Source organism: Weeksella sp. HMSC059D05 (assembly GCF_001809725.1).
In the GTDB taxonomy this organism is placed as follows: domain Bacteria; phylum Bacteroidota; class Bacteroidia; order Flavobacteriales; family Weeksellaceae; genus Weeksella; species Weeksella virosa.
Map to the genome: position 1 here is coordinate 1 of NZ_KV798514.1, position 26,685 is coordinate 26,685.

Here is a 26,685-nt window from a genome sequence, read left to right on the forward strand (position 1 = left end):
AACAATTCAACTTAAATCAGCCTAATTGTGGTACAGGAAATGGGTAGTACTTTATTATCTATACCAATGAGATTTTTTAGAGTGCTCGAAATTCACTTTCTAGACTCTTTAATACACTTCATACACCGATATTTTCATCAAAAAAACCTGCATACTGCAGGCTTTTTATTCTTTATAAACGATGAGAAGTTAGAATAAACTTTTCACTTTTTCGATCACTGCATTCGAATCGATCTTATATTTTTTCATCAATTCGGCTGGAGTGCCACTTTCGCCAAACGTATCGTTTACCGCTACAAAAGCTTGTTTGGTTGGGTGTTTTCTAGCCAAAAGTCCAGCAACAGATTCGCCCAAACCTCCTAAATAGTTATGCTCTTCTGCTGTCACTATTCGACCGGTTTTCTTCACCGAATTCAGAATTATTTCTTCATCCAATGGTTTTATTGTATGGATGTTGATAAGTTCACAAGAAATTCCTTCTTTCTCTAAAGCATCAATGGCAACCATTGCTTCCCAAACCAAATGTCCAGTCGCAACGATCGTGACATCTTTTCCTTCGTGCATCAAAATACCTTTTCCGATTTCGAATTTCTGATCAGCTGGCGTAAAAACAGGTACAGCAGGTCGACCGAAACGTAAATATACTGGTCCTTCGTACTCGGCAATTGCCAAAGTAGCAGCTTTGGTTTGGTTATAATCGCACGGGTTGATTACAACCATTCCAGGCAACATTTTCATCAAACCAATATCTTCTAACGTTTGATGTGTTGCACCGTCTTCACCCAAAGTTAGTCCTGCGTGCGAAGCACAAATTTTGACGTTCTTGTTAGAATAAGCAATCGATTGACGAATCTGATCGTACACACGCGCCGTCGAAAATTCAGCAAAAGTACCAGTAAAAGGAATTTTCCCACCAATTGTAAGACCGGCTGCAATGCCCATCATATTGGCTTCGGCAATCCCAATCTGGAAAAATCTCTCCGGATTTTCTTTGATGAATTGGTCCATTTTTAGCGAGCCTACCAAGTCAGCACAAAGGGCAACAACGTTCGGGTTATGGCGTCCTAGCTCGGTAAGTCCGTCGCCAAATCCACTTCGGGTATCTTTCTTTTCAGAAAACTCTAAATTGATCATTTTATGTGTTTGTTTTTATTTAGTTATTAATCTAATCGATCTAAATAATCGGTTAGTTTTTGTTTGTCTTTATTGTTTAAGTTAGGGTATGTTTTGTGTAATTCTAGCATACTTCTACGTAAAGCGTCGATTGTGCCTTTCATGTAAACGTTGCCGCTATATTCTGAGATGTACAAATCGCACACTTGTCCAGCATAGTTTAGTAAAAGATCTTTAACTTGCGGATTGTCAAAAGTAGGAAAGCCTTCTCGAACATTGGTACAATAGTCCGGAATAGCTTTTAGCATCGATGAGTCTACATAGTCTATCGCCAAACTCATGTCTTTTAACGATTGTTGTTTGTATGATGATTCGTACGGACTTACTTCTTCATAAGCTGCATCGTAATCAGAAGTATCGGAGAGGGTGGTTTTATAATCTTTCGATTCGTCCCACAAACGTTTCATTTCAGCTTTTAGTTCTTTCACTTCTTTCGATGAAATAAGCTTCGCTTTCTTTAGATCTTTTGGATAGGATTTGATTCGACTTTGTACATATTTATCAATCGTTTCTTTGTCATAATCCTCTACACCATCATAATTAGAATCGGTCATCATCCCACAAATTTCAGTTGCATAGCGCACTAAAAAAGGTTGAGTTTTACTTTCTAAATCATCTTGATAGTACGAACAAATCGGCGTATAATACACGAAATTTGGTTCATAAGCGGCAGAATCTAAATCTTCATAGCTCCATTCGATGTTATTGATAGAATCTTCTTTGATTTTATAGTCTGCTAAAATAGTATTGAATTTCTCCAAATTCTTCTCAAAATCAAAATCAACTTTCAGGCTGATTGTTTTTTCAGAACTTAAAACCAAAGGATTCTCGGAACTATTCATACCAAAAGCAACCAACAAACCATCTTTATCAACATTCGGGAAGAGAGATTGCACGTTTTTATAAGGACTGCTCTCATCGATACAAAAATAGACCGATTGTCCTAAAAAATCTGATGCTTCTCCTTCTATAGTAGCCATATACTCTTGACAGCTTTTGCCGTTAAAAGTTTGTTTATAGTCTAAACTTTCTAAAGTTTTGGGTGAAATAAATAACTGACTAAATGATTCGATGTTACTGCTCGAATAGAAATTAAAATTTTCTGATACTTCTAAGGTATTCATCAACGGTGGTGTGTCTACAAGAATCAATCGACCTTTGTTCAATACCGCATTGCTGAAGTAATTAGGAGTGAAACCAATAAAGTTATTGTGATTGGTTTTGTCAGTCATTACCGTAATCTTAATATTTACATCAGTAACCTTTTGTTGCTGATAGGTAAGAAGTTTTGTAAATTCTATAGAGTTTTTGTTTTGTCCGAAAACCAGACAATTCGTGGCAACTAAACCGAAGATGAAAAGAATTTTTCTCATACGCTTGTTTGGGTTGTTTATTATGATGCTTAATAATCCCCTAATGGGGTGACTGGGTTTTGTTGCAATGCGCTTTCTAATTGTTCGTCATTCGGTGCTTTCCCATGCCATGCATGTGTCCCCATCATATAATCAACACCATTCCCCATTTCGGTATGCAATAGAATTGCCACCGGTTTTCCTTTTCCGGTTGCGGCTTTTGCTTGCTCTAAGGTTTGTAATATTTTTTCTAAATCATTACCTTCTTCTTGGTTGAACACTACCCATCCGAAAGCTTCTAATTTCGCTTGTAAATCTCCTAAAGGCATAACTTGGTCGGTGTCTCCATCTATCTGGCGACCGTTGTAATCGATTGTGGCAATAATATTGTCTACATTTTTTCCGGCAGCATACATAAAAGCCTCCCAAATTTGTCCCTCTTGTAATTCTCCATCACCGTGAAGTGTATAAATAAGATGGTTGTCTTTGTTTAGTTTCTTAGCCTGTGCAGCGCCCAAAGCAACCGACAATCCTTGTCCCAAAGATCCCGATGCAATACGGACTCCTGGTAAATGATCGTGGGTAGTAGGATGACCTTGCAAACGCGAATTTAATTTTCTGAAGGTGGCCAATTCTTCTACCGAAAAAAAACCGTTACGCGCCAAAACGCTGTAAAGTACTGGCGAAATATGTCCGTTTGATAAGAAGAAAAGATCTTCATTTTTTCCATCCATATCAAATTTGGTAGAATAATTCATTTGTTTACCGTATAAGGCAACCAAAAATTCTGCACATCCTAAAGATCCGCCTGGGTGACCGCTGTTTACGGCATGTACCATGCGAAGAATGTCTCGACGTACTTGTACAACTTGTGTTTGTAATTCTTGAAGTGTCATGTTTTGTTTGTTAATGCTTATGTAAAATTAATTGAACTTTTTGTCAGCTCACTCATTGTTTTCAGTAAGATGTTTTGGGTAGGATATTATACTTGCTCGTACCAAACTGCCCGATGAGGACGAAGCTCATCACGAACTTTCATCATCTGACTTTCGTCGACTACGACAAAAGCTATTGTGTGTAAATCTGTCTGTTTATCTAGGTTTGCAAAGCCTTCTAGTTTTTCTTTTGCCAAATATTCGTTGAGATGAATCACGTGATGTTCGGCAATTTTTTCTGCTTCGGGTCCGCGAAAATCCCAAATCATTTTTAGTTGTTTATTCATGGTCTAAAGGTACAAAAAAACAAAATTTCTTTACCGAGCTCTTCGATCAAATATTTCTCCTTTTTTTTTATGGCATCCAAAATAAAATCGGTAAGATGAATGGTTAACTTCTTTGTGTTTTTATATTTCATCCTACCGAATATATCATTCTAATTAATTTCTATGAAAATTATTTTACGATTGTTTGGGTTTCTTGACGTTTATTACTCAATAAATACAAGCCGAGAAAGGTGAGGAATCCGTTAAGGATAATGAGTTCTACGCCAATTTTATAATCCGAATTATGTGTTACCCAATAATTGATACAATAGCTGAGAATGGGTGCTAATAGGGTTACTCCTAAAATTCCCCATTTTATATGTATGCTTCGTTTCGTGAGAATCCCGAAAGCAAAAAGACCCAGTAGAGGACCATACGTATAGCCGGCAACTTCCATGATGAGATAAACAATCGATTTATCGTTGATGGCTTTGAAAATTAAGATCAGTAGAAAGAAGATTATGGTAAATGTAAGATGAACTTTTAGTCGGGTGCTTTTCTTTTGTTTTTCGGTTTTGCTTGTATCTTCGTTTAGTTTTAATAAATCTACACAAAAAGAGCTTGTTATAGCTGTTAGCGCACCATCTGCAGATGGGAAGAGTGCCGAAATTAGGCCGATTATGAAAATTACGGATAAAAATAACGGGAAATATCCTTGTAATGAAAGCGCAGGGAAGAGGTCGTCGCCCATGACATTTTCTCCACCTTGATGTAAGAAAAAACCGTTTTCGGTATAGAAACCTCCGTTTTGCATCGAGTAAATATAAAGTAATCCACCTAAAAACAAGAAGGCTATGTTGACGAAAAGTAAGGTTCCGGCAAAGGTTAGCATATTTTTTTTCGAGTTGTGTAGATTGTCAACAGAGATGTTTTTTTGCATCATTTCTTGGTCCAGGCCTGTCATGGCAATGGTAATGAAAATCCCGCCGAGTAATGTTTTGAGAAAATAAGTTTTTGAGTTGATATCGGTATTGATAAAATGCGTATAGTTTTGTTCTTTTAATTGGTTAAAAGCTTGATTAACAGATAGGTCTAGATTGTTTAGGATGTAAACAATACAAATAATGAGACTCACAATCATAAAAGTAGTTTGCAATGTATCGGTAATCACAATTGTTTTCACTCCACCCTCGAAAGTGTAGAGCAAAATCATTACCAAAAGTATAAAAGTAGTTAACCAAAAAGGTATGCCTAATTGACCTAATAGAAATATTTGCAAGACATTGACTACGAGATATAGACGAGCCGTAGCACCGATGCCTCGAGAGATGATGAAAAATATCGATCCAATTTTATGTGCTTCAACATTGAATCTTTTTCCTAAATAGGTATAGATAGAAGTTAGATTCATCCGATAGTACAAGGGTAAAAGAACCAAGGCAACAATAAAATAACCTAAGAAAAAACCTATTACCATCATATAATATTCGAAACCGCCGTAGATATATTCTGTACCTGTGAGTTTCCCCACTGTACCAGGCACTGAAATAAAGGTAACACCGCTGAGTGATGTCCCGATCATTCCGAAGGCAACTAGCCACCATTTACTTTTTTTGTTTCCGATGAAAAACGACTGATTATCAGAGTTTCGACTTGTGTAATAGGAAATTACTAAAAGTCCCAAAAAATAGACAATTACACAGATAAGGATAAATGTTGTATTCATTAGCTATAGAAATATGCCCAAATTTAGTATTTTTGGCACAAGTAAACATCAAGATGAGCAATTATCCCAGTAAAGTTTTAGAGCGAGCGGTTAATGAGATGTCTCAACTGCCTGGTATTGGTAAAAGAACTGCTTTGCGCCTGGTCTTGCATATGCTCAACAGGCCACATACACAGACACTTCGATTGGCAGAAGCGCTCACACATTTGGTTGAGGATATACAATATTGCGAAACTTGTCATACGTTATCGGATACACCAATTTGCGAAATTTGTAGCAATCCTTTGCGCGATCATAGTATCATTTGTGTGGTAGAAGATGTGCGAGATGTGATGGCGATCGAAAATACGGGTCAATATCGAGGAGTTTACCATGTTTTGGGAGGGCGTATTTCTCCTATGGAAGGAATTGGGCCTTCTCAGCTAAAAATCGATTCACTGGTAAAAAGAGCGGCTGAAGAATCGACCAAAGAGATTATTTTTGCCTTAAGTTCTACGATGGAAGGAGATACAACTGTTTTTTATTTATTCAAACAGTTAAAAGATTTTCCTTTATTTTACACTACAATAGCAAGAGGAATTGGGGTAGGAGATGAGTTGGAGTATGCCGATGAAGCAACGCTGATTCGTTCTATCGAAAATAGAATTCCCTATTCAGAAACCAAATTATAAGTAATGGAAATCTCGATTGTGATTGTTAGTTACAATGCTACTCCATTTTTAGACCAATGTTTACAATCCTGCCAGAAAGCTTTGGCAGGACGAAAGGGTGAAATTTTGGTAATTGATAATCATTCGCCAGAAAAAGTGGTAGAGAGCCTACGAATCTTTTTTCCTGGAGTGAAATTTTATCCATTACAAGAAAATTTGGGTTTTGCCAAAGCCAATAATTTTGGCGTAGAAAAAGCAAAAGGTCACTATGTTTTGATTTTGAATCCGGATACAATTATCCCAGAAAATCTATTCGATCAAATTATACCATTCTACCAAAAAACAAAAAATATCGGCGCACTTGGTGTGAAGCTAATCGATGCACACGGACGATTTCATCCAGAAAGCAAAAGGAATTTACCCTCTCCGTTCAATGCCTTGGTAAAGTTTTTTCCGAATTTAGATTTTGCAAAAAAATCATCTTATTATAATGTGCAATTAAGAGCTGATGATGTTGGGAAAACAACCGTTTTGGTAGGTGCTTTTATGTTTTTATCACGATCGACTTACCTCGAAGCCAAGGGGTTTGATGAGCGATATTTTATGTACGGAGAAGATATTGATCTTAGCTATTCAATCGAGCGTTTAGGCTACGAAAACTATTACAAAGGTGATACTGTCGCGATTCATTATAAAGGAGAAAGCACAAGAAAGGATGCCCAATATTATCGAATATTCTTTCAGGCGATGAATCTTTTTATTGATAAATATTATACGAATATTTTTTCTAAAACTTTCCTCAAGTTAGGAGTTTGGGTAAAATATAGGATTGCTATTTTCGGGATGAAAAAGGAAGTAAAAAAGAAAATAGCGACGAAAATAGCTGTGAATGAACTGAATTTCTTGCCGAAAAACTTTCAGTCACAAGATTTAAAAAATCAGGGACATTATGTATTCGATACACGGTTGTTTTCTTATCAAGAAATTATTATGTATTTAGAGAAATTCAGTTCATCTACATTGCATTTCTACATTGCAACGGATCGTTATCTGATCGGAGAAAACGAAATTTACCGTCGCGAGTAGATTATTTTTTAGCCTCTACAGTGTCTTTCTTTTCTACAGTTTCTGTTGCTGTAGCTTGTACACTATCTTTCTTTGGGGCTTCTTCTGTAGTTGCTTCTTTATGCGTTACCGGGTGATCTTCGTGCGAAGGTACCTCTACTGGTGGATGCGTAACCGGAAGAATTGCATGGTTACCTCCTGGTTTTTTATTACAAGAAATGGCCAAAACCATAAAAGAAGCTAAGAAAACTATTTTTTTCATGTTATTATATTTTTCTGGATATTATGATTAATTGCAAATTTAGCGAAACCTTTGTTTAGAAAGTATATGAATTGTGGGATTTTTATCGAAGGGTCGCAATCGTTTGTACGCCACCTTTGGTAATGTCACCCAATTTCACATGCAATTCGGTGTCTAAGGGCAAGAACAAATCTACACGAGATCCAAATTTGATGAATCCATATTCTTTTCCAGCAACAGCCGTATCGTCTTTTTTGGCATACAATACAATTCGTCTAGCAACTGCTCCAGCTACCTGTCTGAAAAGTATTTTTTGGGCATCTTTAGTTTCTACCACAACAGTTGTGCGTTCGTTTAGTTCTGATGATTTTGGATTATATGCTACCAAAAATTTACCAGAATGATATTGTGAGTAGATTACTTTTCCATCTACCGGATAGCGCGTTATATGCACATTGAGCGGCGACATAAAAATAGAAACTTGTAAGCATTCTTCTTTCAGAAACTCCGACTCAAAAACTTTTTCTATCACTACAACTTTGCCATCTACAGGCGCAATAACGCTTTTTTCGTCTGCGGTATGACTTCGGTCTGGATTGCGAAAAAACCAAATCATAAAACCATATAAAACCCATAGAGCCAACGCCATCACATAGCCGAAAGGCGAAGGTATAAAACGAATAAACAAATAGCTAAGGATAGCAAAGAGTAATAAACCTATACTAAGAATAACTCTGCCTTCTCGATGTAGTTTCATAAAGTATTAATTAATAGTAAATATGTATAGATTATAGGTAAGACAAAGATATAACTATCTAGTCGATCTAAAAAACCTCCATGCCCAGGAATCATGTTGCTACTATCTTTTACTTGGAAAGTTCTTTTGAGTTTCGATTCAGTCAAATCTCCCAAAGGTGCAGCAATCGCAACAATAACTCCTACAATCAACCAATTGCCCTGCAACGGAACAGGTGACCATTGTGCTATAAAATATCCTGCTAGGATTGTAGAAACAAATCCTCCTGCGAAGCCTTCCCAACTTTTTGCTTGCGAGATTTTGGGTGCCATCGGATGTTTGCCCAATAGACTCCCGACGATGTAGGCCATCGAATCACTAATCCATAAGAGAATAAATACGAAAAGCACTTCATAATGCATGGTGGTTTTACCCAAACTCAGGCCAAAAGACGGAAGCGTTAGACTCAAAGTAAACGGTACTACAAGGTAGGTAATTCCGATGGTAGCTTTGGAAAAATCATTGTTGAGTTCTTGCGGACTGAAAAAAAATAGTAGGATAGAAAATAGAAACAAAACCGGTCCGGCAAAAGCCATAGTATTGAGGAAAAACGGGAATGTATCAGTTTCATACAACGTATTAGAAGCCGATAGAAAGTCACGTGCAAATAAGAAAAAAACAATACCAAAACCAATCAAAATCATCCCTTGATACAGGCGATCTTTGAGTTGTGTGATTTTACAATATTCAATCAAACATAGGATGCAAAATAACCCCATCAGAGCTATCAAACTATAAGGGTGCCAAGTGGTTCCCACTACGATAATTGCAGCATATACGATGCCCGAAATCAGACGCGGAAAAAAATTTTTCATAGTTATTCTTCTACCAACAACAAATATATGTTTTTAGCATTCGGTATCGAATCGAAATTATGCATATTTTCTCCACGAATACATGTAATATTATTAGGTAGTCGATCTGATTTGTTCGATCGTATACGGTGTAAAGCCTCACTAATATTGTGTACTAATTGATCGGGAGTTGCATAGATGATAAAATTGTCTGGGAAATCTTCTATTTTTCGTCCTGCTGTTTGGTCCGATGATAGCATAATACTTCCATCGTACCCAATCAAATACTCGCATTTAAGAAAATTGAAACGAGAGTTTTCGGTAGGATGTATTTGATAGATGATTTGTAGCTGATCTAGCATATTCTGCAAAGACTCGTCAATGCATACAAAATGCCTAATACGTTCGTATTGAATGATTTGTTTTAGATTTTCGATGGTTTCAGTTGGGTTACTGCAATACAGAAAATGTCCGCCACCAGCATTGAAGTTTGTGGCAAATAACTCATCCACCGATATTTCCTTTTTGAAAACTAATTCAACAGGCTCATTTTCTTCTTCGTTAACAGGGGTTTGATTGAGTTTTTGTATGAATTTTTTGATTGCTTTCCACATCAGCTAGTGCTGGTTTTATATGTATCATGAACGAAATTAACAATAAAATCTAAAGTTACAAAAAAATCGCTGTTATTCAGCGATTTTTTCTTCTCTAGACTGTGAGTCTTCTTTCGACTCTTCTTCTTCCTTTTTTCGCTCTTCTTTGGTTTTTTCGATAATGGTATCAGTTTCCCCAAAAGGGCGTTCTCCAAATATAGCTTCTAAATCTTCTCGGAAAATAACTTCCTTTTCGATTAATTTTTCGGCTAATTCGTCAAGTTTTTCTTTGTTCACTCGAAGTATTTGTTTTGCGCGTTCGTACTGGGTTTCGATGATGTTCGATACCTCTTTATCAATCAACTTCGCTGTTTCTTCACTATAAGGTTTAGAGAAACCATACTCATTTTGTCCGCTCGAGTCGTAATAAGAAATGTTACCAATTTTCTCATTCAGACCATAAATGCTAACCATAGCAGAGGCTTGTTTGGTAACTTTTTCTAAGTCGCTCAAGGCACCTGTTGAGATATTTCCAAAGATTACTTCTTCGGCAGCACGTCCACCCATCGTCATACAAATTTCGTCTAAGAGTTGTTCGGTTGTTGTAATCTGCCTTTCTTCTGGTAAATACCATGCAGCACCCAAAGAACGTCCGCGTGGTACAATGGTAACTTTTACCAAAGGAGCAGCGTGCTCTACCAGCCACCCGATTGTAGCGTGACCTGCTTCGTGGTAGGCAATACGTTTCTTTTCGCTTGGTTTAATGACTTTGCTTTTCTTTTCTAAACCGCCTATAATTCTATCAACTGCATCTAAGAAATCTTGTTTCTCTACAACATCTTTCCCTTTTCTTGCGGCAACAAGAGCCGCTTCGTTACAAACATTAAATATATCTGCACCGCTGAAACCTGGAGTCTGTTTGGCTAAAAATTTTACATCGACATCTTCTCCTAATTTTAGAGGGCGTAAATGTACTCTAAAAATGGCTTCACGCTCATTAAGTTCGGGTAAATCTACATGGATTATACGGTCGAAACGTCCAGGGCGCATCAATGCTTTATCTAGTATATCGGCACGGTTGGTTGCCGCTATTACAATCACATTCGATTCGGTGCCGAAACCATCCATTTCGGTTAACAGTTGGTTTAATGTATTCTCTCGTTCGTCATTTGATCCAGTGAAATTGTTTTTTCCACGTGCACGACCAATGGCATCGATCTCGTCTATAAAGATAATTGAAGGTGATTTTGCTTTGGCATTGGCAAACAAATCGCGAACACGGGATGCACCAACTCCTACAAACATTTCGACGAAATCTGATCCAGAAAGAGAGAAAAACGGAACTTTAGCTTCACCAGCAACGGCTTTTGCTAGTAGGGTTTTTCCGGTTCCTGGAGGGCCGACTAAAAGAGCTCCTTTTGGTATTTTACCTCCTAATTTGGTGAATTTGGTTGGGTTTTTTAAGAAATCAACAATTTCTTCTATTTCTTCTTTTGCTCCTTCTAATCCCGCAACATCTTTAAAAGTGGTTTTTACTTGATCATTTTCATCGAATAGTTTGGCTTTCGACTTCCCGATGTTGAAGATTTGTCCGCCACCGCCTGCGCCGCCTCCCATTCTTCTAAACAGAAAGTAGTACATTAAACCTAATAATCCTACCCATAATACTATGGTAAAGATGGTTCCGCTAAGTGCATTAGGAACAATGGTTTTTAGCTTGGTTTTTAGGGTAGGGTTTTCGCTGAGAGTGGTGTTGAATTCTTTTTCGAAATTCCCAGGATCAGCAACATTAAAGATAAAATCTGGGGATTTCCCCATCAGGGAAAGGTTGTTGTCTTGTGATTTCCTTAGTTGCTTAAAGTTTTCGGACTCTAAAGCTTCCTTCGATAAATATACTTTTACCGAGTTATCGTCTAACCCAAGATCTACTTGCTCTATGTAGCCTTCTTTAAGGTATTTGAAAAAAGTGTTATGGTCGATACTTTTTGAGGAAGCTCCGAGAGAATTGGGTGTGTAAAAGAAAAAACCAATTAAAATCAACCCAATAACTCCATAAATCCACATAGGATTAAATCCTCCACTTGGTTTTGTATTTTTGTTTTTCAATGTGACAAGTTCTTAGTTAATGTTTTGCTTACAGTTCTATGCGTGTTTCCACTGCGTCGCCCCAAAGACTTTCTATATCATAATATTCCCGTACATCTTTTTGGAATATGTGTACAATTACGTTGGTGTAATCAATGAGAATCCATTGAGCATTTTGTGTACCTTCTACATGAAAGGGTCTTTCGTGCATTTCGGTTTTCACTAATCGTTCTACCGATTCGGCAATGGCATTTACTTGGGTGTTAGAGTTTCCGTTGCAAATAACAAAATATTCGCAAAATGAGTTTTCTATTTCACGTAAATCTAAAATGGTAATATCTTCACCTTTTACTTTAGATATTCCGTCTACAATACTATCGAGTAAATCTTTCGTATACTGATTGTCTATCATTATTATTTTTAATATAAAGTTTCAAATTTAGTGATAATTAGCGTAAGATTAAAAGAATTTAAAATAACTTTAACCTCATAAAACAATTCTAATTTCTTTATGTCGTACGAACTACATATTTTCGATACTTTGCCCAGTACCAATTCTTATCTTCTAGATTTAACCAAAAAAAATGCCAAGGACTGGGTTGTCATCTATGCAAAAGACCAAACACAAGGAAAAGGTTATGCTGGGAGTACTTGGAAAACGAATGCTGGGGAAAACCTTACGTTTAGTTTTTCGATCACAACCGATCTTTCATATCCAGAGCTTATTTTTCTCAATGAATGGGTTGCGAATGTTTTGCGTGATTTTCTTGCTCGATACTTGCCTCAGGTATGGGTGAAATGGCCAAATGATGTGATTGCGAACGATAAAAAATTGGTAGGAGTATTAATCGAATCTTTTCAACGAGATCAACAAATGTACACCGTGGTTGGGGTCGGGCTTAATGTGAATCAGACTCGTTTTGAGAGTAATCATAAAGCAAGTTCATTAAAATTATTAACAGACAGAACGTATGACCTTTTGGCTTTGTTGGCTGACTTAATGGCAGATTTTCAAGCGCGGTTTTATCAAATCCAAGAAAAAAATTTCGATGATATACATCAAACCTACCAAACCTATTTATACCGAAAAGATGTTTTATCGACTTTTAGAGCCGCCGATAAAATTTTTCTAGGATGGATAAGAAAAACAGATTCCGATGGTAAATTGTGGATAGAATTAGAAAATAACGAGCTAAAATCTTTCTTGCACAAAGAAATTGAGTTGCTTTATGGAGAATAATCCTACCTTTGTGGTTATGGAAGAAATGGTAGTATTGGTTAATCCCGAAGATCAAGTAGTGGGGTTAATGGAAAAACAACAAGCACATATAGCAGGGCTTTTGCATCGTGCATTTTCGGTTTTTATATTCAATAAGAAAGGTGAATTGATGTTGCAACAACGGGCAGCCGATAAATATCATTCGCCAGGCTTGTGGACGAATACGTGTTGTAGTCACCCGCGCGAGAACGAAACGTACGAAGAGGCAGCACATAGACGTCTGCAAGAGGAAATGGGTTTTGATACAGCGTTGACATATGTTTTTAATTTTATATACAAAGCACAGTTCGACAATGGTTTAACGGAACACGAACTCGACCATGTTTTTATAGGGTATTATGATGGCGAGCCGACACTCAACCCAGAAGAAGTGATGGGTTATCGATGGATTACGCTCGAAGATTTGGCAATGGAAATGAAACAAAGCCCCGAACGTTTTACAGCTTGGTTCAAAATTATTTTCGAGCAATATGTTTCGCATTTACATAAAAAAGACGAACAATAAATCATGAAAGTCACAGTCAATAGAAAAGCGCATTTTAATGCTGCTCATCGTTTATACAACCCGAAGTGGACAGATGAAAAAAATCGAGAAATTTTCGGTAAATGCTCCAATCCTAATTATCATGGGCATAATTACGAGCTGATTGTGAGTGTGCGAGGCGACATTGATCCCGATACAGGTTTTGTGATGAATTTGGATGATTTGAGAAAAATAATCGAAGTAGAAGTCGAGGATTATTTGGATCATAAAAATCTCAATCTTGATATTGTTGATTTTCAAAACCTCAATCCCACAGCAGAAAATATTGTTATTATAATTTATAATCGAATTCGTGCAAAACTCGAAAATCATTTAGATCTGAAAGTTACTTTGTTTGAAACGCCAAGAAATTTTGTTGAATACTCAGGCGATTAATATGAAAATAGGAACACATATCCCGTCTTTTTCTTTAGAAGATAATAAGCGAAATTGGTTCAATTCGGACGAGTTTCTGTACAAAAAAAATATGGTGCTATTTTTCTATCCTAAAGATTTCACCCCTGTTTGCACCAAAGAGGTTTGTGCTTTTAGAGATTTTCATGAAAAATTTGCCGATTTGGATGCATTGATACTTGGCATTAATAATCAATCGCCGAAAACGCATGAGAAATTTGCCGAAAAACATCGACTAAAATTTCCACTTCTATCAGACAAAAAAGGTTTGCTATATAAGCGTTTTGGTCTCAAGAAAAAATGGCTATTTTTTTACCCACGAGAAACATTTGTGTTTAATAAAAAAGGACGTTTAATTGCTCATATTCGCGATGCGAAAAATCCTCAAGTGCATATAGATCAGGCGCTTGAAGCGCTGAGAAACGAACAGTAAAAAAATTAGGCTTTTGTTTTCTTATTACGAAAAACCAATCGAAAAACAATAAAAACACTCGTTGCAATGGCCGAATGTAGGAGTTGAGTGGTGAAATTGTTGTGGTCGAACACCATCTTCAGTCCTAAGAAAATTACGAAAAAGATAGCCGCCAAGAAAAGGGTTTGTTTCATGTTCTAAAAATATTAAAAATTTTTGATTTTTATAATACAAGTAATCCTACAAAATCCAACTTTTCTGATGTGGCAATTTGGTTGGGATTGGTCCCAGGTTCGTCTTGCGGGACTTCTTTGCCTTTTTTGGCATAAAAACGAACCCAAAAATCATCTATTTCTCCTGTGTTTGGATTCTTGAAATTCATCGGAATCAATTCGAAAATACTATCTTGTCGAAAAGCTCTTTCGATATAATCTGAGCAATACAAGCTATTTTCATCTTGAATATAAAGCCAATTATATGGTTTACCTAACATTGTTTTGGCTGTCTGGATTGCATTTGGTATGCTGTATTGATATTCTTTTTTTAATCTATAAATTGCGATTTGGTTTTTTTTCTGTGTCTGATTAGTGTAAAACTCATCCAAACTTTCTCTCTGAGAACCGCCTTCTGTAGCTGCATGAAGAACGTAAAACAAATTTCTGTCTTTTTCTATCAAACCAACATGGTCATAATTTATGGTTGTAGAAATTTTTGTAACTCGACTTATTGCTCCCGAAAGCTCTTCGGTATGTGCTCCGACAAAAATCAAATCTCCGTTTTGTAAATCGTTCATGTGAAGTTGTTTGGGGTTAATAGAAGAATTTTCTTTTTGATTTGTTGGACCAATTTTTTGTGTACTACAACCAAAACATAAGGCGAATATAACTCCTCCGAATAAAATATTTTTAAGTTTCATATACGAGAAATAAACTATTTCTACAAATTTAATCCATCAAGACAAAACACAAGTCTAAAATCTTTTTTTAATTTATTATTTTTGGATAAATATTATAAATAAATAAGAAATGAAAAAAACGGCGCTTAATCAAAAGCATAAAGATTTGGGGGCAAAAATGGTTCCTTATGCAGGATTCGAAATGCCTGTTCAGTATTCGGGTGTAAACCAAGAACATTTTGCCGTTCGTGAAAAGGTCGGTGTTTTTGATGTGTCTCATATGGGGCAAATTTTTGTAAAAGGAGAAAAGTCTATCGATTACCTTCAACATATTCTGTCGAATGATGTGAGTAAAATTGCAGACGGACAAGCACAATACAATGCGATGACAAACGAAGAAGGCGGGATTGTAGATGATCTAATTATTTATCGTTTGGCTGCTGATCATTGGATGGTCGTGGTAAATGCTTCGAATGCAGGCAAAGATTGGGATTGGATGAACAAGTACAATACGTTTGATGTTGAGTTGGTGAATGAATCGGATAATCGATCTTTGTTGGCGATTCAAGGTCCGAAAGCAATCGAGGCTATGCAATCGTTGACCGATGTAGATTTATCATCGATTCCGTTCTATCATTTCGTGGTCGGGAAATTTGCAGGGATAGACAATGTGTTAATCTCGGCAACAGGCTACACCGGTTCTGGAGGTTTTGAAGTATATTTTAGTAATGAGGCTGCCGACACTATTTGGGAAAAGGTGCTAGAAGCAGGAGAGGGTTTTGGGATTATTCCTTGTGGATTAGCAGCAAGAGATACGCTACGTCTAGAGAAAGGATATTGTCTGTATGGTAATGATATAAATGAAACAACATCACCTTACGAAGCAGGTCTGGGTTGGGTAACCAAATTAGATACAAACTTTATTGGTTCTGATGCATTGAAGAAACAGAAAGAACAAGGAGTGGACCGGAAGTTGGTAGCTTTCAAGATGTTGGAAAGAGGAATTCCGCGTCAGGGTTATAAAGTAGTGGATGATAACGAAAATACAGTTGGTGAAGTAACTTCTGGGACACAATCTCCTATGCTGAAACAAGGGATTGGTTTGGCGTATGTTCACATAGACTTTGCTAAAATCGGGACAACAATTCGTATAAAAATTCGTGACAAAAACATTTTAGCAGAAGTGGTTAAAGCACCTTTTGTATAAGGTTTAAATGATTTCTGTTTTATCTATGTAATTTAGAAAATAATTTATGCCGAATATATTGTATCGGAATGTTAGGATAAAAAGCTCTGCATGTTCAGAGCTTTTTTTATTATTCAAGATCAAGTGAAAGTTGCTCGTCGAACAACCGAAAAGACGTTCTATGATAAGGTGAAACCCCAAACTCTCGGATAGCTTCTCGATGTTGTTTGGTAGGATACCCCTTGTTTTTATCCCAATGATACATGGGGTATTCTTTGTGTATTTTCTGCATATATTCATCGCGATAGGTTTTGGCTAAAATAGAAGCGGCTGCAATCGAAATATATTTGGCATCACCTTTTACGATGCATTCGTGCGGAATGTTTTTGTAGGGTTTGAATCGGTTTCCATCCACAATAATAAAATCAGGCTCTATACTCAGTTTGTTAATAGCCCGATGCATAGCTTCGAAACTTGCGTTAAGAATATTAAGTTCATCGATTTCTTGGTTGTCGACAAACCCAATTTCTGCCGTCAGAACATTTGTGTTTATAAGCTCTCTTAGATTGTTGCGTTTTATTTCAGTTAGGAGTTTAGAATCGATTATAGTTGAATCGAAAAACTCATTCGGGAAAACTACAGCTGCTGCAATCACAGGGCCAGCAAGACATCCTCTTCCGGCTTCATCACATCCACATTCATAATCCATATTTGTTAACTTTCTAAGCATTCAGTTAAATTTTTAAAGTTTTAACAAAAATATTTGGAATATATTTCTTGTATGTATAATAAATTTGTTAACTTAGAGTTAAGTTTTTAAAAATAATTAACAGATGAGGAGAAATTTAAGAAGCTTGTTCTTTGTGGGGTCTTTTATAGTGAGCTCTGCATTGTTTGCACAAGTGAAAACAGTAACAGGAACTGTAACTGACAAAGACGGTTTTCCTGTAGTCGATGCCGTAGTTAAGTCTTCTGCAGGAGCAGAGGTGTATACTGATGAGCATGGAAAATTTAGTATAGAAGCAAACGAAGGAGAAACGATTACGGTAGAATCTTTTGGTTTACCTATGCAAACCTTTGTTGTAGGTAATAGTACTTCGTATGCAGTTTCTTTGAAACCAGTACAAACAGAAGCTATCGAGCTGGAGGGGGCTGTGGTAACAGCTCTTGGGATTACACGAGAGAAAAGATCGCTTGGTTACGCAACGCAAGAGATTAGTGGGGATGTTGTAAATCAGTCGCCGGTATCCAACTTTGCAGATGCCTTGTCAGGTGAAATTGCTGGTTTGGATATCAAAGGATCTGGATCTAGAGGAGGATCTACCAATATGGTAATTCGAGGTACGAGTACTTTGATTGGTGATAATCAAGCATTAATTGTTGTAGACGGTGTGCCAATAAATAACTCTACCTTGAATACCGCAGGTCAGCAAACTGGTCGAGGAGGATTCGATTATGCGAATGCTGCCGCAGACATCAATCCGAATGATATTGAAACTATCAATGTCCTGAAAGGGGCTGCTGCTGCTGCGTTATATGGTTCTCGAGGGATGAATGGTGTGGTGATGATTACCACAAAAAAAGGGACTAAAAAAAGAGGAATAGGAGCAGAATTCAATTCGTCTATTACCGTTGGTACAGTCGACAAATCAACATTACCTGAATATCAGAAACAATACGGAGCAGGGTACACGAATAACGGGAGTAGCCCTGTTAATCCATACTTCAATGCTGGGCCAGCAGGCTCTAATCCTAGTGATTTATATGTTATGTATGGTGATGATGCATCATACGGAGCAGCTTTCGATCCAAATTTGATGGTTTATCAATGGACAGCTTTCTGGGAAGGAATGCCAACTTTTGGACAAAAAACGCCTTGGGTAGCTGCAAAAAATGATCCTAATACAATTTGGAAAAGCATCACAACCTTCCAAAATTCTGCATCCTTTTTTGGTTCTAACGACGAAGGAAACTTTCGGGTAGGTTTTACTAATTTTCAAGACGAATTTGGTTTAGTAAACAGTAGATTGCTAAGAAACTCAATAGATTTTACTGGGTCGTACAACATCACAGACAGATTAACGGTTAGCGCAAAAATGAACTTTGTAGACAATTCTGCTAAAGGTAGAGTTGGTACTGGTTATGATGGGTGGAATCCAATGCAACAGTTTCGTCAATGGTGGCAAGTGAATGTAGATTTAGAGGACCTTAGAAAGGCATATTGGTTGAAGAAAGAAAATGCTACTTGGAACTTAGCATCGATTGATCCTGCAAATAGTAGTTATTTGAAGCCTTTATACTCTGACAACTATTTCTTTACACGGTATGAAAACTTCCAAAATGATGATCGTAAGCGTTATAATGGTGGTGTTACCGTAAATTATGAATTAACCGATTGGTTAAGCGTTTTAGGGCGATATGGCTTTGATAACTACACAGAAAAAAGAGAAGAAAGATTGGCAATAGGATCAGCCGGTTCACCAGGGTCGTATACTATACGGAATTTTGATGTATCGGAAGGTAACTATGATGTAATCTTTAATGTGAATAAAAATCTTACGGATGATTTGAACTTAAATGCGGATTTAGGATGGAATCTGAGAGTGCAAAATTATGAGGCTTTTGCCGCACAAACCAATGGAGGATTGAAAATACCTAGATTATATTCGCTTTTGAACTCTGTAAACCCTTTAACTGTTGCAGATGTTTCACAATCAAGATATAAGAAAATGGTAGACGGTGAATATTTGAGAGCTAGTTTGGGTTATCGTAATATGTTATTCCTAGAAGGATCAATCCGTACAGATAGATCATCATCATTATGGTCTCAATCGACCAATGGCAATAGATATTGGTATCCTTCAGGATCTTTGAGTTTTGTATTCTCAGAATTAATGAAATCATCTGCTGTTAATTTTGGAAAAATCCGATTGAATTATGCTCAAGTTGGTAACGATACAGCACCATATAGATTATGGAATACCTATGATGTGAATGCAAGTTTCGGATCTGTAGGATCAGCTTCCAATCCATCGGCTAATAGATATGCCAACCTGAAACCAGAAATAATGGAGGAGTATGAAGTTGGTCTAGAGATGGGCTTCTTCAGAAACCGAGTTAATTTCGATGTTTCGTACTATAATAGAAAAACTTATGATTTGATTACCGATGTAGATGTGTCGACCTCAACAGGTGCATCTCGTCAATGGACAAATATGGGTGACATTAAAAACGAAGGTATTGAGGTACGTTTAGGTTTAGAGCCAATCAGAACGGCAGACTTTAGCTGGAAAATGACTGTGAACTTTGCAAAAAACCAGAACGAAATGTTAAGATTCAATGGTGATATTGAGTACTATCAATTAGCAGCTGTTCAGGGAGGTGTAACCATTGGAGCTCAAATAGGTGAGGCAGTAGGTATTATTAGAGGTAGAGGATATACCTACGACGATGCAGGAAATAGAATAGTAGATGCAAATGGATACTATGTCCTTTCGCCATCAACTACTATATTGGGTAATATGAATCCGGATTGGACAGGAGGTGTGAAAAACACATTTACATATAAAAACCTTAGTTTAGGATTCCTGATTGATGTCCAAAAAGGTGGCGATGTCTTCTCTTTAGACACGTTCTACGGATATGCAACAGGGTTGTACAACAATTTCACAACAGGATTAAACGATTTAGGCAACCCAATTCGTAACTCGTTACAAAATGGTGGTGGAATAATCTTGCCAGGTGTTGATCAGAATGGTAATCCAAATACCATTCGAGTAGATGCTTCTGATGGTAATAATAACCCTTGGGGATATCTTGGAGGTGTAAGAGAAGAACATATTTACGATGCATCTTTCGTAAAACTGAGAAACGTTACACTATCGTATGATTTACCAGAAAAATTCTTGAGAAATACATTTATTCAAAAGCTTTCTTTATCGGCAGTAGGACGTAACTTATGGATTATCCATAAAAATGTACCATACGCTGATCCAGAAGCCGGATTAAGTGCAGGTAATATTCAAGGATATCAATCAGGAGCACACCCAACCTATAGAGAGATTGGTCTAAATCTTAAAGTACAATTTTAAAAGTTAGTAAAATGAAAAAAATAATATTAGCCTTAGCTACAGTCTTAGCAATACAATCATGTTCAGATGATTACTACGATAGCTTGAACGTGGATCCGATCAACCCAAGTGACGTCCCAGCAGAATACTTTGTTACCAACGCCGTTACAAGTTATTTTTACCAAATGCTCAATACCAATGTGAATCTGAACGTATTCAGGCTATGGTCGCAACAATGGAACGAAACGCAATATGTAGAAGAATCGAACTATGACTTAGAAACGCGTAATATCAATGGGCGATTATGGACAAGATTAAACACAGATGTACTATTCGACTTGAAATCTGCCAAAAAGCTTATAGAAGAAAACGCTTCTTTAAGTGCCTCTGAAAAAGCAAATCAATTGGCAATAGTAGACATACTTCAGGTTCAGGCCTGGATGGTATTGGTAGATACCTTCGGAGATGTTCCTTATACAGAAGCTTTACAGGGAGGTGATAACATTACGCCAAAATATGATGATGCAAAAACAATCTACACAGATCTGATTAATAGATTAAAAGCTAGTGTTTCGAGCATAGAAGTTTCTGGCAGTGGATTTGGATCAAATGATATTGTCTACAAAGGAAACATGAGTAAATGGAAGAAATTTGGAGCATCATTATTACTCAAAGCAGCAGTGCAGATTTCAGATGCAGATAACGCATTGGCACAAAGTACTGTTCAAGAAGCTGTAGCTTTCGGTATAATGACATCAAATGATGATAATTTCACATTGGTTTACCCAGGATCAGAACCATACGTAAACCCACTGTGGGACGATTTAGTAAACTCTGGGCGAGCAGATTTTGTAGCAGCAAACACTATTGTTGACCAAATGAATGAATTAAATGACCCTAGAAGACCTAAATATTTTAGAGAAAATCTAGGTTCTGGAGTTTTTGTAGGAGGTGTTTATGGTTTAGCAACCCCTTATGCAACGCATACACAAATTTCAGATCTTTTGCATCGTAAAGATTATCCAGGAAATCTATTAGATTATGCTGAAGTTAAGTTCCTGCTTGCCGAAAGTGCCGCAAGAGGCTATGCAGTCGGAGGATCTATAGAGTCGCATTATAATGATGCAATTTTAGCATCTATGGAATTCTGGGGAGTTGACTCTGCAGATGCAGCAGCTTATTTAGCTCAACCATCGGTAGCCTACTCATCGGCCTCGGGAACATGGAAAGAAAAAATTGGTAAACAATTTTATTTAGCTATGTATAATAAAGGATTCGATGCATGGACAGTTGTTCGACGTTTAGATGCTCCTACAATGAATATTGCAGCAACATCAGGATTACCTTTGCCAACAAGATTTACATATCCTACAGCAGAGAGAAATCTTAATGGTGCAAACAATTCAGCTGCTTCGGCTGCAATAGGAGGTGATGAGTTAACAACAAAACTCTTCTGGGATAAGTATTAATAAAATTTTTAAGTTTTTTTAAAAGGATTCATAAAAAAGGTGTGTTAAATATTCATTTTAACATACCTTTTTTTTTTGTAAGTTAAATTTAAGTTATATTTGACAGCGAATATTTAAAAAAAAACTAAATGAGGAGAAATTTAAAAAGCCTTTACTTCGTAGGAGCATTCCTAATCGGTTCTGCTTTGTACGCACAAGTAACAGGTACAGTAAACGATGGTAACGGTTTCCCTGAATCTGACGTAGAGGTTTCTGTAAAAGGTACAGATAAAACAACCTATACGGATATGGATGGTAACTTCGATATCGATGCTCAAGTAGGGGATACACTAATTGTAAATGGGAAAGAAGTAAAAGTAACTTCTGCCAATTTAGGAGTGATAAGAACTTCAGAGGCGAAACAAATCGAATTATCGACGGTAAATATCATTGGCGGTATTCAGTTAGATCCGGCACAAAAAATTGGATCATACGAAACAGTTAAGAGTGAAGTTTTTGAAAACACACCAGTAGCATCTGTTGATGAGGTGTTAAACGGTCGTGTTGCCGGTCTTAACTTCTCTACAGGAGGAGGACAACCAGGTTCTGCAAATATTATAGCAATACGTGGTGCAGGGTCTTTCATAGGGACTACAAACCCATTATATGTAATCGATGGTGTTGTAGTAGGTAAAGGTGCAGATAATGGTAGTTTGATGACATCATTCAACCCACTGTCTTCTATAGATCCTAACCAAATCGAAAATGTAACAGTTCTTAAAGATGCTTCAGCAACAGCTTTATATGGAGCTCGTGGAGCAAATGGGGTTATAGTTGTTACAACAAAGAGAGGTAAATTCAATCAAAAAACAAGATTTAATATTTCATCTGAATTCTCTGTACAAGACGAAGCTTATAATGAAAATAAGTTCATGAATGCAGAAGAGTTTGTACAATGGGGTGGATTATTAAGATACAACAGTGGTCTAGCTTCAACACGCGAAGAAGGGTATGAGTTCTTTAAGAATTATGTGCGATGGGATGGTAAGACGAATACAAGCTGGAGAGATGCTGTACAACGTGATGTGTCAACAGTAAAAACTTATAATTTCAGCGTAACGGGAGGTAGTGATAATACATCATTTAGAGCAGGTTTCTCATATTATGACAATAATCCGTTAACAATTTATTCGGCATTTGATCGTTTAAGTGCTTCATTAGCCGTTGATCATAAAGCTTCTGATAAATTCAAATTAGGGGCAAATGTTAACTTTACTACTGTAGAAAATAAAACCTATTTAGATGGAGGTGCTATTTCTAATCCATGGTTAACACAATGGACAGTAAGACCAACATCTCCAGTTTATTTAGCTAACGGTGATTATAACCTAAGTTTAGGTGGTGCAGGTGGTCACAACCCAGCAGCAGTACTTAAACATAGCCATATCAAAGGTAATGTAGATACTTTTTTAGCTTCTGTTAATGGAACTTATCAAATAACTCCTAGTGTAGCGTTCGACTCTCAGTGGGGTGGACAATACCAAATGTTAAATGAAAATCAATGGTATAACCCATTTTATGGAGACGGAGTTTCAGTAAATGGACGTTTGTATACGAGCGATTCGAAATTCTTTGATTGGAACTGGACAAACACCCTAAGCTACAAAAAAGTATTTAATGATATTCACGACTTACAAGCATATGTAGGGATGGAATATCAAGAACATACTATGAGACGTGCTTTTGCTCATGGTACAGACTTTTTGATTGCAAAACCATTGATGAATAATGCAGGGACAATTATTGCTGCAACAGGAGAATTTGAAAAATGGGTGCAATACTCATATTTTGCTCGTCTGAACTATGTGCTAAGTAACCGATTAACAATATCAGGACAAGTACGTAACGATAATAACTCTACTCTAGGAGAAAACAATAGAGGCGGTTGGTTCTGGTCAGCTGGAGCAGGATATAACTTTACACAAGATATCAATTCACCTGCAGTTACAAACTTAACATTACGTGCAAACTACGGTGAAATTGGTAACATTCCATATGCCGATCAATGGGGAACTTCTTATAATGGAGTATCTTTCTTGGGAGTATCTTCTGATTACGGAGACAATGGAAAAGGATTTGTTGTAAGTAACGTAGGTAACCCAGACCTTAAATGGGAGACCACTAAACAATTAAATATTGGTTTAGATTATGCATTTGCAAACAATGTAGTAAGCGGATCATTTGATTATTACCGTAAATTAACTAGCGATGCAATTTTCCCATTACAAATACCATATGAAACTCCGAGTCCTGTAAATACATCATGGACTAATATTGGAGAAATTGAAAATAAAGGGGTAGAAGGGATCTTAACAGTAAGACCATTCAATTCAGGAGAATTCTTGTGGAGCTTAACCGCTAACGCATCTTACAATGTATCTGAAATTGGGAAAATGAAAGATCCAAATGCTAGATATCTAGCAGGAGGTATGAAAGCAATCCAAGAAGGACGTAAGTTTGGTGAATACTACACTTACGGATGGGCAGGAGTAGACCCTACAAATGGTGATGCATTATGGTTTACAGACGAAACAGAAACAGAAACAACCAATGATAGAGGTAAAGCTAAACAATATTTCCAAGGAACAACACCATTCCCAACATGGATGGCAGGTTTACGTTCTGACATGTCTTGGAAAAATATCTCATTAAGCGTATTCTTCTCAGGAGCATTCGATTACCAAGTATTCGACTCATGGCAATCTTACTCTTTAGGAGATGGAGCATCTGTAACTTACAACCAATTGGCATCAGCATTATATGATTCTTGGACACCAGAAAATAGAAATGCAAGTAACCCAATCCAGAAATGGGGTTCTAATAATCCAAACTCTCGTTTAGCGTCTACTCGCTTTTTAAAAGACGGAGATTTCATTCGTCTGAAAGAAGTAAAATTATCTTATAGTTTCGGAGACTTATTAAAAGATTCTGGTATAGATAATTTAACCGTATACTTGAGAGGTAATAATTTAGTTACATGGGTATTTGATGATACATTAGCTTTTGATCCAGAATCAAACTCAAATGCATTCTCATACGGATGGCAAGGAAAAGGGGTATTTGATTATACTTCTCCAATCATGAAGAGTATCTCATTTGGTGTATCTATTGACTTCTAAAAATTAATTTAAAATGAAAAAAATTAAATATATATTATTAACAGCATTCGCTATTACTGCATTTTCTTGTAGTAGTGATGACTTGGTGCAATTTCCAGAAGATGGGGTTGGTATTGAAGCAGGGGTAAATCCTATCAAGGATGAATCTACGATGGAATTTGTATTAAAAGGAATGTATACACAGTTTGCTGTAGCAGAATCTTTTAATTCTTATATCCCTAATTTAGGGAACTTAGCATCGGATGATTTATTCGTAAGTAGTACTAATAGTGGGTATTTCTTAACATTCCATAACATGAATTGGTCTGCTGCTGCAGGAGATCAGAATGCGATCTACAACGAGCTATACGATATCGTTGCCCAAGCAAACTTTATTATCAATGCAAAAATAGAAGAAACTGACAATGTTAAAGCTATGAAAGCTCAGGCTTATACAGCTAGAGGAATGGCATTCTTTTATTTAGCACAAGGATGGGGAGAAAACCCAACTTCAGGTAAAAACCAAGAATACGGTATCCCTCTATATACAGGAGAGTTCGATCCATTTGCATTTTACGGACGTTCTTCTGTTGCAGATACCTATGCGCAAATCATTAGTGATTTGAAAGCAGGAATCGTAGCAGAAAATGAAACGCCGGTAAACAAATCGTTCTTATCATCAACAGCTGCTCGATTATTGTTAGCAAAAGCTTACTTAACAGTAGGCGATTATGCAAATGCAATTTCGTATGCAGATGATGCGTTGAATAAAGCACCAGGAGTATTTTCATTGGTAACAGCTGATCAATTACAAGAATATTTTTATTCGGATAAAGTAGATAATCAAGCAGAAACTGTTTTCGAAATAGGGAATAGCGTTTTGGCAAACCCAGGTGTAAACTATTCTATGGGAGTTTTATATGATCCATATAACGTAGGTACTGAAGAAAATACCAGAAAATCTATTTTGGTACGTTCTAATTTGGTAGATTTATTCGGAGCTGATGATGTACGTAGAAATTTATTTCTAAAAGATACACGCGATGATGATGCACCAAACCCAGGTTATTTCATCAAGAAATATAAAAATTATATTGTTACAGATCAAAACATTGCCAATGTTAAAACATTGCGTTTAACAGAAGCTAAATTCATCAAATGGGAAGCAATGGCAAAATCTGGGCAAGGCGCTACAGCTTTAGCAGAGGTTAACACTTTTGCAACAGAGCGTGGAGGTACTACATATTCAGGTGATGCATTAGCAGCTGTTTTAACAGAAAAACGTAAAGAATTTGTTGGTGAAGGACAACGTTTCTTTGACTTGAAACGTAATAACTTACCAATTGTTAAAGCAACAAACTGTAATGCAAATTGTAATGTTGCCACAGGTGATAAATTATTTGTATTACCAATTCCATCTTACTCTTTAAATATTAATCCAATACTTAAAGATCAACAATATCCAGGATGGGGTAACTAATCTTCTAATAAAGATTAAAACCATAAACACAAAATTCCTCTGAGCCAACAGCTCGGAGGAATTTTTTTATCATCCTACGTAATATATATTTTTTACATCATTTTACCCAAATACTAAATATGCATTGGACTATTCACCTTTTTT

Annotated in this window: 25 protein-coding genes; 11 read left to right on the forward strand and 14 right to left on the reverse strand. The window is 36.7% G+C overall.

Annotation, left to right across the window (positions count from 1 at the left end):
* Positions 1-189: 189 nt before the first annotated feature.
* The 5 genes from HMPREF2660_RS00005 to HMPREF2660_RS00025 form a co-directional block, all read right to left on the reverse strand.
* A complete protein-coding gene (locus HMPREF2660_RS00005) occupies positions 190-1,131 on the reverse strand; it encodes a transketolase family protein (protein WP_141743525.1) in 942 nt (313 codons plus the stop codon).
* Positions 1,132-1,160: 29 nt separating this feature from the next.
* The gene (locus HMPREF2660_RS00010) at positions 1,161-2,546 is read right to left on the reverse strand and encodes a hypothetical protein (RefSeq protein ID WP_070485083.1); all 1,386 of its coding nucleotides are present in this window, start codon (positions 2,544-2,546) and stop codon (positions 1,161-1,163) included.
* A gap of 29 nt (positions 2,547-2,575) precedes the next feature.
* The gene (locus HMPREF2660_RS00015) at positions 2,576-3,421 is read right to left on the reverse strand and encodes a transketolase (protein WP_013597655.1); all 846 of its coding nucleotides are present in this window, start codon (positions 3,419-3,421) and stop codon (positions 2,576-2,578) included.
* Positions 3,422-3,507: 86 nt separating this feature from the next.
* A complete protein-coding gene (locus HMPREF2660_RS00020; protein WP_255356381.1) occupies positions 3,508-3,729 on the reverse strand; it encodes a hypothetical protein in 222 nt (73 codons plus the stop codon).
* Between the two features lie 187 nt (positions 3,730-3,916).
* Entirely contained in the window at positions 3,917-5,452 is a 1,536-nt protein-coding gene (locus HMPREF2660_RS00025; RefSeq protein WP_013597653.1) for a sodium:solute symporter, read from the reverse strand.
* Positions 5,453-5,505: 53 nt separating this feature from the next.
* Between HMPREF2660_RS00025 and recR the strand changes: the two genes are divergently transcribed.
* Together recR and HMPREF2660_RS00035 are read left to right on the forward strand one after the other, a co-directional pair.
* Positions 5,506-6,123: a recombination mediator RecR gene (recR, locus tag HMPREF2660_RS00030; protein WP_013597652.1), complete on the forward strand. Its 618-nt coding sequence runs from the start codon at positions 5,506-5,508 to the stop codon at positions 6,121-6,123.
* A gap of 3 nt (positions 6,124-6,126) precedes the next feature.
* Positions 6,127-7,188, forward strand: coding sequence for a glycosyltransferase family 2 protein (locus HMPREF2660_RS00035; protein ID WP_070485085.1), 1,062 nt, complete (start codon positions 6,127-6,129; stop codon positions 7,186-7,188).
* Between the two features lies 1 nt (position 7,189).
* On the opposite strand, the gene HMPREF2660_RS00040 is transcribed toward HMPREF2660_RS00035, so the two are convergent.
* The 6 genes from HMPREF2660_RS00040 to rsfS all read right to left on the reverse strand — a co-directional run bounded on the left by HMPREF2660_RS00040 (position 7,190) and on the right by rsfS (position 12,088).
* Positions 7,190-7,429 (reverse strand): hypothetical protein, encoded by a 240-nt coding sequence (locus HMPREF2660_RS00040; RefSeq protein ID WP_070485087.1) that lies wholly within the window; start codon positions 7,427-7,429, stop codon positions 7,190-7,192.
* Between the two features lie 82 nt (positions 7,430-7,511).
* Complete coding sequence (locus HMPREF2660_RS00045) at positions 7,512-8,165, reverse strand: phosphatidylserine decarboxylase family protein (protein ID WP_013597649.1); 654 nt, start codon at positions 8,163-8,165, stop codon at positions 7,512-7,514.
* Positions 8,162-9,019, reverse strand: coding sequence for a phosphatidate cytidylyltransferase (locus HMPREF2660_RS00050; protein WP_070485089.1), 858 nt, complete (start codon positions 9,017-9,019; stop codon positions 8,162-8,164). The genes HMPREF2660_RS00045 and HMPREF2660_RS00050 overlap by 4 nt, the downstream gene beginning before the upstream one ends.
* Positions 9,020-9,021: 2 nt before the next feature.
* A complete protein-coding gene (locus HMPREF2660_RS00055) occupies positions 9,022-9,612 on the reverse strand; it encodes a hypothetical protein (protein ID WP_070485091.1) in 591 nt (196 codons plus the stop codon).
* Positions 9,613-9,684: 72 nt separating this feature from the next.
* Positions 9,685-11,655, reverse strand: a complete 1,971-nt coding sequence (gene ftsH, locus HMPREF2660_RS00060; RefSeq protein WP_070485222.1) for an ATP-dependent zinc metalloprotease FtsH — start codon at positions 11,653-11,655, stop codon at positions 9,685-9,687.
* A gap of 70 nt (positions 11,656-11,725) precedes the next feature.
* Positions 11,726-12,088: a ribosome silencing factor gene (gene rsfS, locus HMPREF2660_RS00065; RefSeq protein ID WP_013597645.1), complete on the reverse strand. Its 363-nt coding sequence runs from the start codon at positions 12,086-12,088 to the stop codon at positions 11,726-11,728.
* 99 nt (positions 12,089-12,187) lie between these two features.
* On the opposite strand from rsfS, the gene HMPREF2660_RS00070 reads away from it, so the two are divergent.
* The 4 genes from HMPREF2660_RS00070 to HMPREF2660_RS00085 are packed head-to-tail and all read left to right on the forward strand — an operon-like array spanning position 12,188 to position 14,325.
* A complete protein-coding gene (locus HMPREF2660_RS00070) occupies positions 12,188-12,916 on the forward strand; it encodes a biotin--[acetyl-CoA-carboxylase] ligase (RefSeq protein WP_070485093.1) in 729 nt (242 codons plus the stop codon).
* Between the two features lie 16 nt (positions 12,917-12,932).
* Complete coding sequence (idi, locus tag HMPREF2660_RS00075) at positions 12,933-13,460, forward strand: isopentenyl-diphosphate Delta-isomerase (RefSeq protein ID WP_070485224.1); 528 nt, start codon at positions 12,933-12,935, stop codon at positions 13,458-13,460.
* Positions 13,461-13,463: 3 nt separating this feature from the next.
* On the forward strand, positions 13,464-13,874 hold the full coding sequence (locus tag HMPREF2660_RS00080; RefSeq protein ID WP_013597642.1) for a 6-pyruvoyl trahydropterin synthase family protein: 411 nt from the start codon (positions 13,464-13,466) through the stop codon (positions 13,872-13,874).
* A 1-nt stretch (position 13,875) separates the two neighbouring features.
* The gene (locus HMPREF2660_RS00085) at positions 13,876-14,325 is read left to right on the forward strand and encodes a peroxiredoxin (RefSeq protein WP_070485095.1); all 450 of its coding nucleotides are present in this window, start codon (positions 13,876-13,878) and stop codon (positions 14,323-14,325) included.
* Between the two features lie 5 nt (positions 14,326-14,330).
* Here the strand turns inward: HMPREF2660_RS00085 and HMPREF2660_RS10920 are convergent, their stop codons facing one another.
* Together HMPREF2660_RS10920 and HMPREF2660_RS00090 are read right to left on the reverse strand one after the other, a co-directional pair.
* Positions 14,331-14,498, reverse strand: a complete 168-nt coding sequence (locus HMPREF2660_RS10920) for a hypothetical protein (protein WP_168160771.1) — start codon at positions 14,496-14,498, stop codon at positions 14,331-14,333.
* A gap of 29 nt (positions 14,499-14,527) precedes the next feature.
* Entirely contained in the window at positions 14,528-15,097 is a 570-nt protein-coding gene (locus tag HMPREF2660_RS00090; RefSeq protein ID WP_232013433.1) for a YiiX/YebB-like N1pC/P60 family cysteine hydrolase, read from the reverse strand.
* Between the two features lie 232 nt (positions 15,098-15,329).
* Between HMPREF2660_RS00090 and gcvT the strand changes: the two genes are divergently transcribed.
* The gene (gene gcvT, locus HMPREF2660_RS00095) at positions 15,330-16,406 is read left to right on the forward strand and encodes a glycine cleavage system aminomethyltransferase GcvT (protein ID WP_013597638.1); all 1,077 of its coding nucleotides are present in this window, start codon (positions 15,330-15,332) and stop codon (positions 16,404-16,406) included.
* 109 nt (positions 16,407-16,515) lie between these two features.
* Here gcvT and HMPREF2660_RS00100 read toward each other — a convergent pair whose 3' ends face one another.
* Positions 16,516-17,115 carry a ribonuclease HII gene (locus tag HMPREF2660_RS00100; RefSeq protein ID WP_070485097.1) on the reverse strand — a complete coding sequence of 200 codons (600 nt, stop codon included), beginning with the start codon at positions 17,113-17,115 and terminating at the stop codon, positions 16,516-16,518.
* Between the two features lie 103 nt (positions 17,116-17,218).
* On the opposite strand from HMPREF2660_RS00100, the gene HMPREF2660_RS00105 reads away from it, so the two are divergent.
* The 4 genes from HMPREF2660_RS00105 to HMPREF2660_RS00120 all read left to right on the forward strand — a co-directional run bounded on the left by HMPREF2660_RS00105 (position 17,219) and on the right by HMPREF2660_RS00120 (position 26,541).
* Complete coding sequence (locus HMPREF2660_RS00105; RefSeq protein WP_070485099.1) at positions 17,219-20,476, forward strand: SusC/RagA family TonB-linked outer membrane protein; 3,258 nt, start codon at positions 17,219-17,221, stop codon at positions 20,474-20,476.
* Between the two features lie 11 nt (positions 20,477-20,487).
* Entirely contained in the window at positions 20,488-21,924 is a 1,437-nt protein-coding gene (locus tag HMPREF2660_RS00110) for a SusD/RagB family nutrient-binding outer membrane lipoprotein (protein WP_070485101.1), read from the forward strand.
* Between the two features lie 128 nt (positions 21,925-22,052).
* A complete protein-coding gene (locus HMPREF2660_RS00115) occupies positions 22,053-25,082 on the forward strand; it encodes a SusC/RagA family TonB-linked outer membrane protein (RefSeq protein ID WP_070485103.1) in 3,030 nt (1,009 codons plus the stop codon).
* A 13-nt stretch (positions 25,083-25,095) separates the two neighbouring features.
* Positions 25,096-26,541, forward strand: a complete 1,446-nt coding sequence (locus HMPREF2660_RS00120; protein WP_013597633.1) for a RagB/SusD family nutrient uptake outer membrane protein — start codon at positions 25,096-25,098, stop codon at positions 26,539-26,541.
* Positions 26,542-26,685 lie beyond the last annotated feature (144 nt).

Coding starts and splice junctions, on each gene's coding strand:
- HMPREF2660_RS00010 (WP_070485083.1), bottom strand. CDS start 2,546: ATGAGAAAAATTCTTTTCATCTTCGGTTTAGTTGCCACGAATTGTCTG.
- HMPREF2660_RS00015 (WP_013597655.1), bottom strand. CDS start 3,421: ATGACACTTCAAGAATTACAAACACAAGTTGTACAAGTACGTCGAGAC.
- HMPREF2660_RS00020 (WP_255356381.1), bottom strand. CDS start 3,729: ATGATTTGGGATTTTCGCGGACCCGAAGCAGAAAAAATTGCCGAACAT.
- HMPREF2660_RS00025 (WP_013597653.1), bottom strand. CDS start 5,452: ATGAATACAACATTTATCCTTATCTGTGTAATTGTCTATTTTTTGGGA.
- recR (WP_013597652.1), top strand. CDS start 5,506: ATGAGCAATTATCCCAGTAAAGTTTTAGAGCGAGCGGTTAATGAGATG.
- HMPREF2660_RS00035 (WP_070485085.1), top strand. CDS start 6,127: ATGGAAATCTCGATTGTGATTGTTAGTTACAATGCTACTCCATTTTTA.
- HMPREF2660_RS00040 (WP_070485087.1), bottom strand. CDS start 7,429: ATGAAAAAAATAGTTTTCTTAGCTTCTTTTATGGTTTTGGCCATTTCT.
- HMPREF2660_RS00045 (WP_013597649.1), bottom strand. CDS start 8,165: ATGAAACTACATCGAGAAGGCAGAGTTATTCTTAGTATAGGTTTATTA.
- HMPREF2660_RS00050 (WP_070485089.1), bottom strand. CDS start 9,019: ATGAAAAATTTTTTTCCGCGTCTGATTTCGGGCATCGTATATGCTGCA.
- HMPREF2660_RS00055 (WP_070485091.1), bottom strand. CDS start 9,612: ATGTGGAAAGCAATCAAAAAATTCATACAAAAACTCAATCAAACCCCT.
- ftsH (WP_070485222.1), bottom strand. CDS start 11,655: ATGTGGATTTATGGAGTTATTGGGTTGATTTTAATTGGTTTTTTCTTT.
- rsfS (WP_013597645.1), bottom strand. CDS start 12,088: ATGATAGACAATCAGTATACGAAAGATTTACTCGATAGTATTGTAGAC.
- HMPREF2660_RS00070 (WP_070485093.1), top strand. CDS start 12,188: ATGTCGTACGAACTACATATTTTCGATACTTTGCCCAGTACCAATTCT.
- idi (WP_070485224.1), top strand. CDS start 12,933: ATGGAAGAAATGGTAGTATTGGTTAATCCCGAAGATCAAGTAGTGGGG.
- HMPREF2660_RS00080 (WP_013597642.1), top strand. CDS start 13,464: ATGAAAGTCACAGTCAATAGAAAAGCGCATTTTAATGCTGCTCATCGT.
- HMPREF2660_RS00085 (WP_070485095.1), top strand. CDS start 13,876: ATGAAAATAGGAACACATATCCCGTCTTTTTCTTTAGAAGATAATAAG.
- HMPREF2660_RS10920 (WP_168160771.1), bottom strand. CDS start 14,498: ATGAAACAAACCCTTTTCTTGGCGGCTATCTTTTTCGTAATTTTCTTA.
- HMPREF2660_RS00090 (WP_232013433.1), bottom strand. CDS start 15,097: ATGAACGATTTACAAAACGGAGATTTGATTTTTGTCGGAGCACATACC.
- gcvT (WP_013597638.1), top strand. CDS start 15,330: ATGAAAAAAACGGCGCTTAATCAAAAGCATAAAGATTTGGGGGCAAAA.
- HMPREF2660_RS00100 (WP_070485097.1), bottom strand. CDS start 17,115: ATGCTTAGAAAGTTAACAAATATGGATTATGAATGTGGATGTGATGAA.
- HMPREF2660_RS00105 (WP_070485099.1), top strand. CDS start 17,219: ATGAGGAGAAATTTAAGAAGCTTGTTCTTTGTGGGGTCTTTTATAGTG.
- HMPREF2660_RS00110 (WP_070485101.1), top strand. CDS start 20,488: ATGAAAAAAATAATATTAGCCTTAGCTACAGTCTTAGCAATACAATCA.
- HMPREF2660_RS00115 (WP_070485103.1), top strand. CDS start 22,053: ATGAGGAGAAATTTAAAAAGCCTTTACTTCGTAGGAGCATTCCTAATC.
- HMPREF2660_RS00120 (WP_013597633.1), top strand. CDS start 25,096: ATGAAAAAAATTAAATATATATTATTAACAGCATTCGCTATTACTGCA.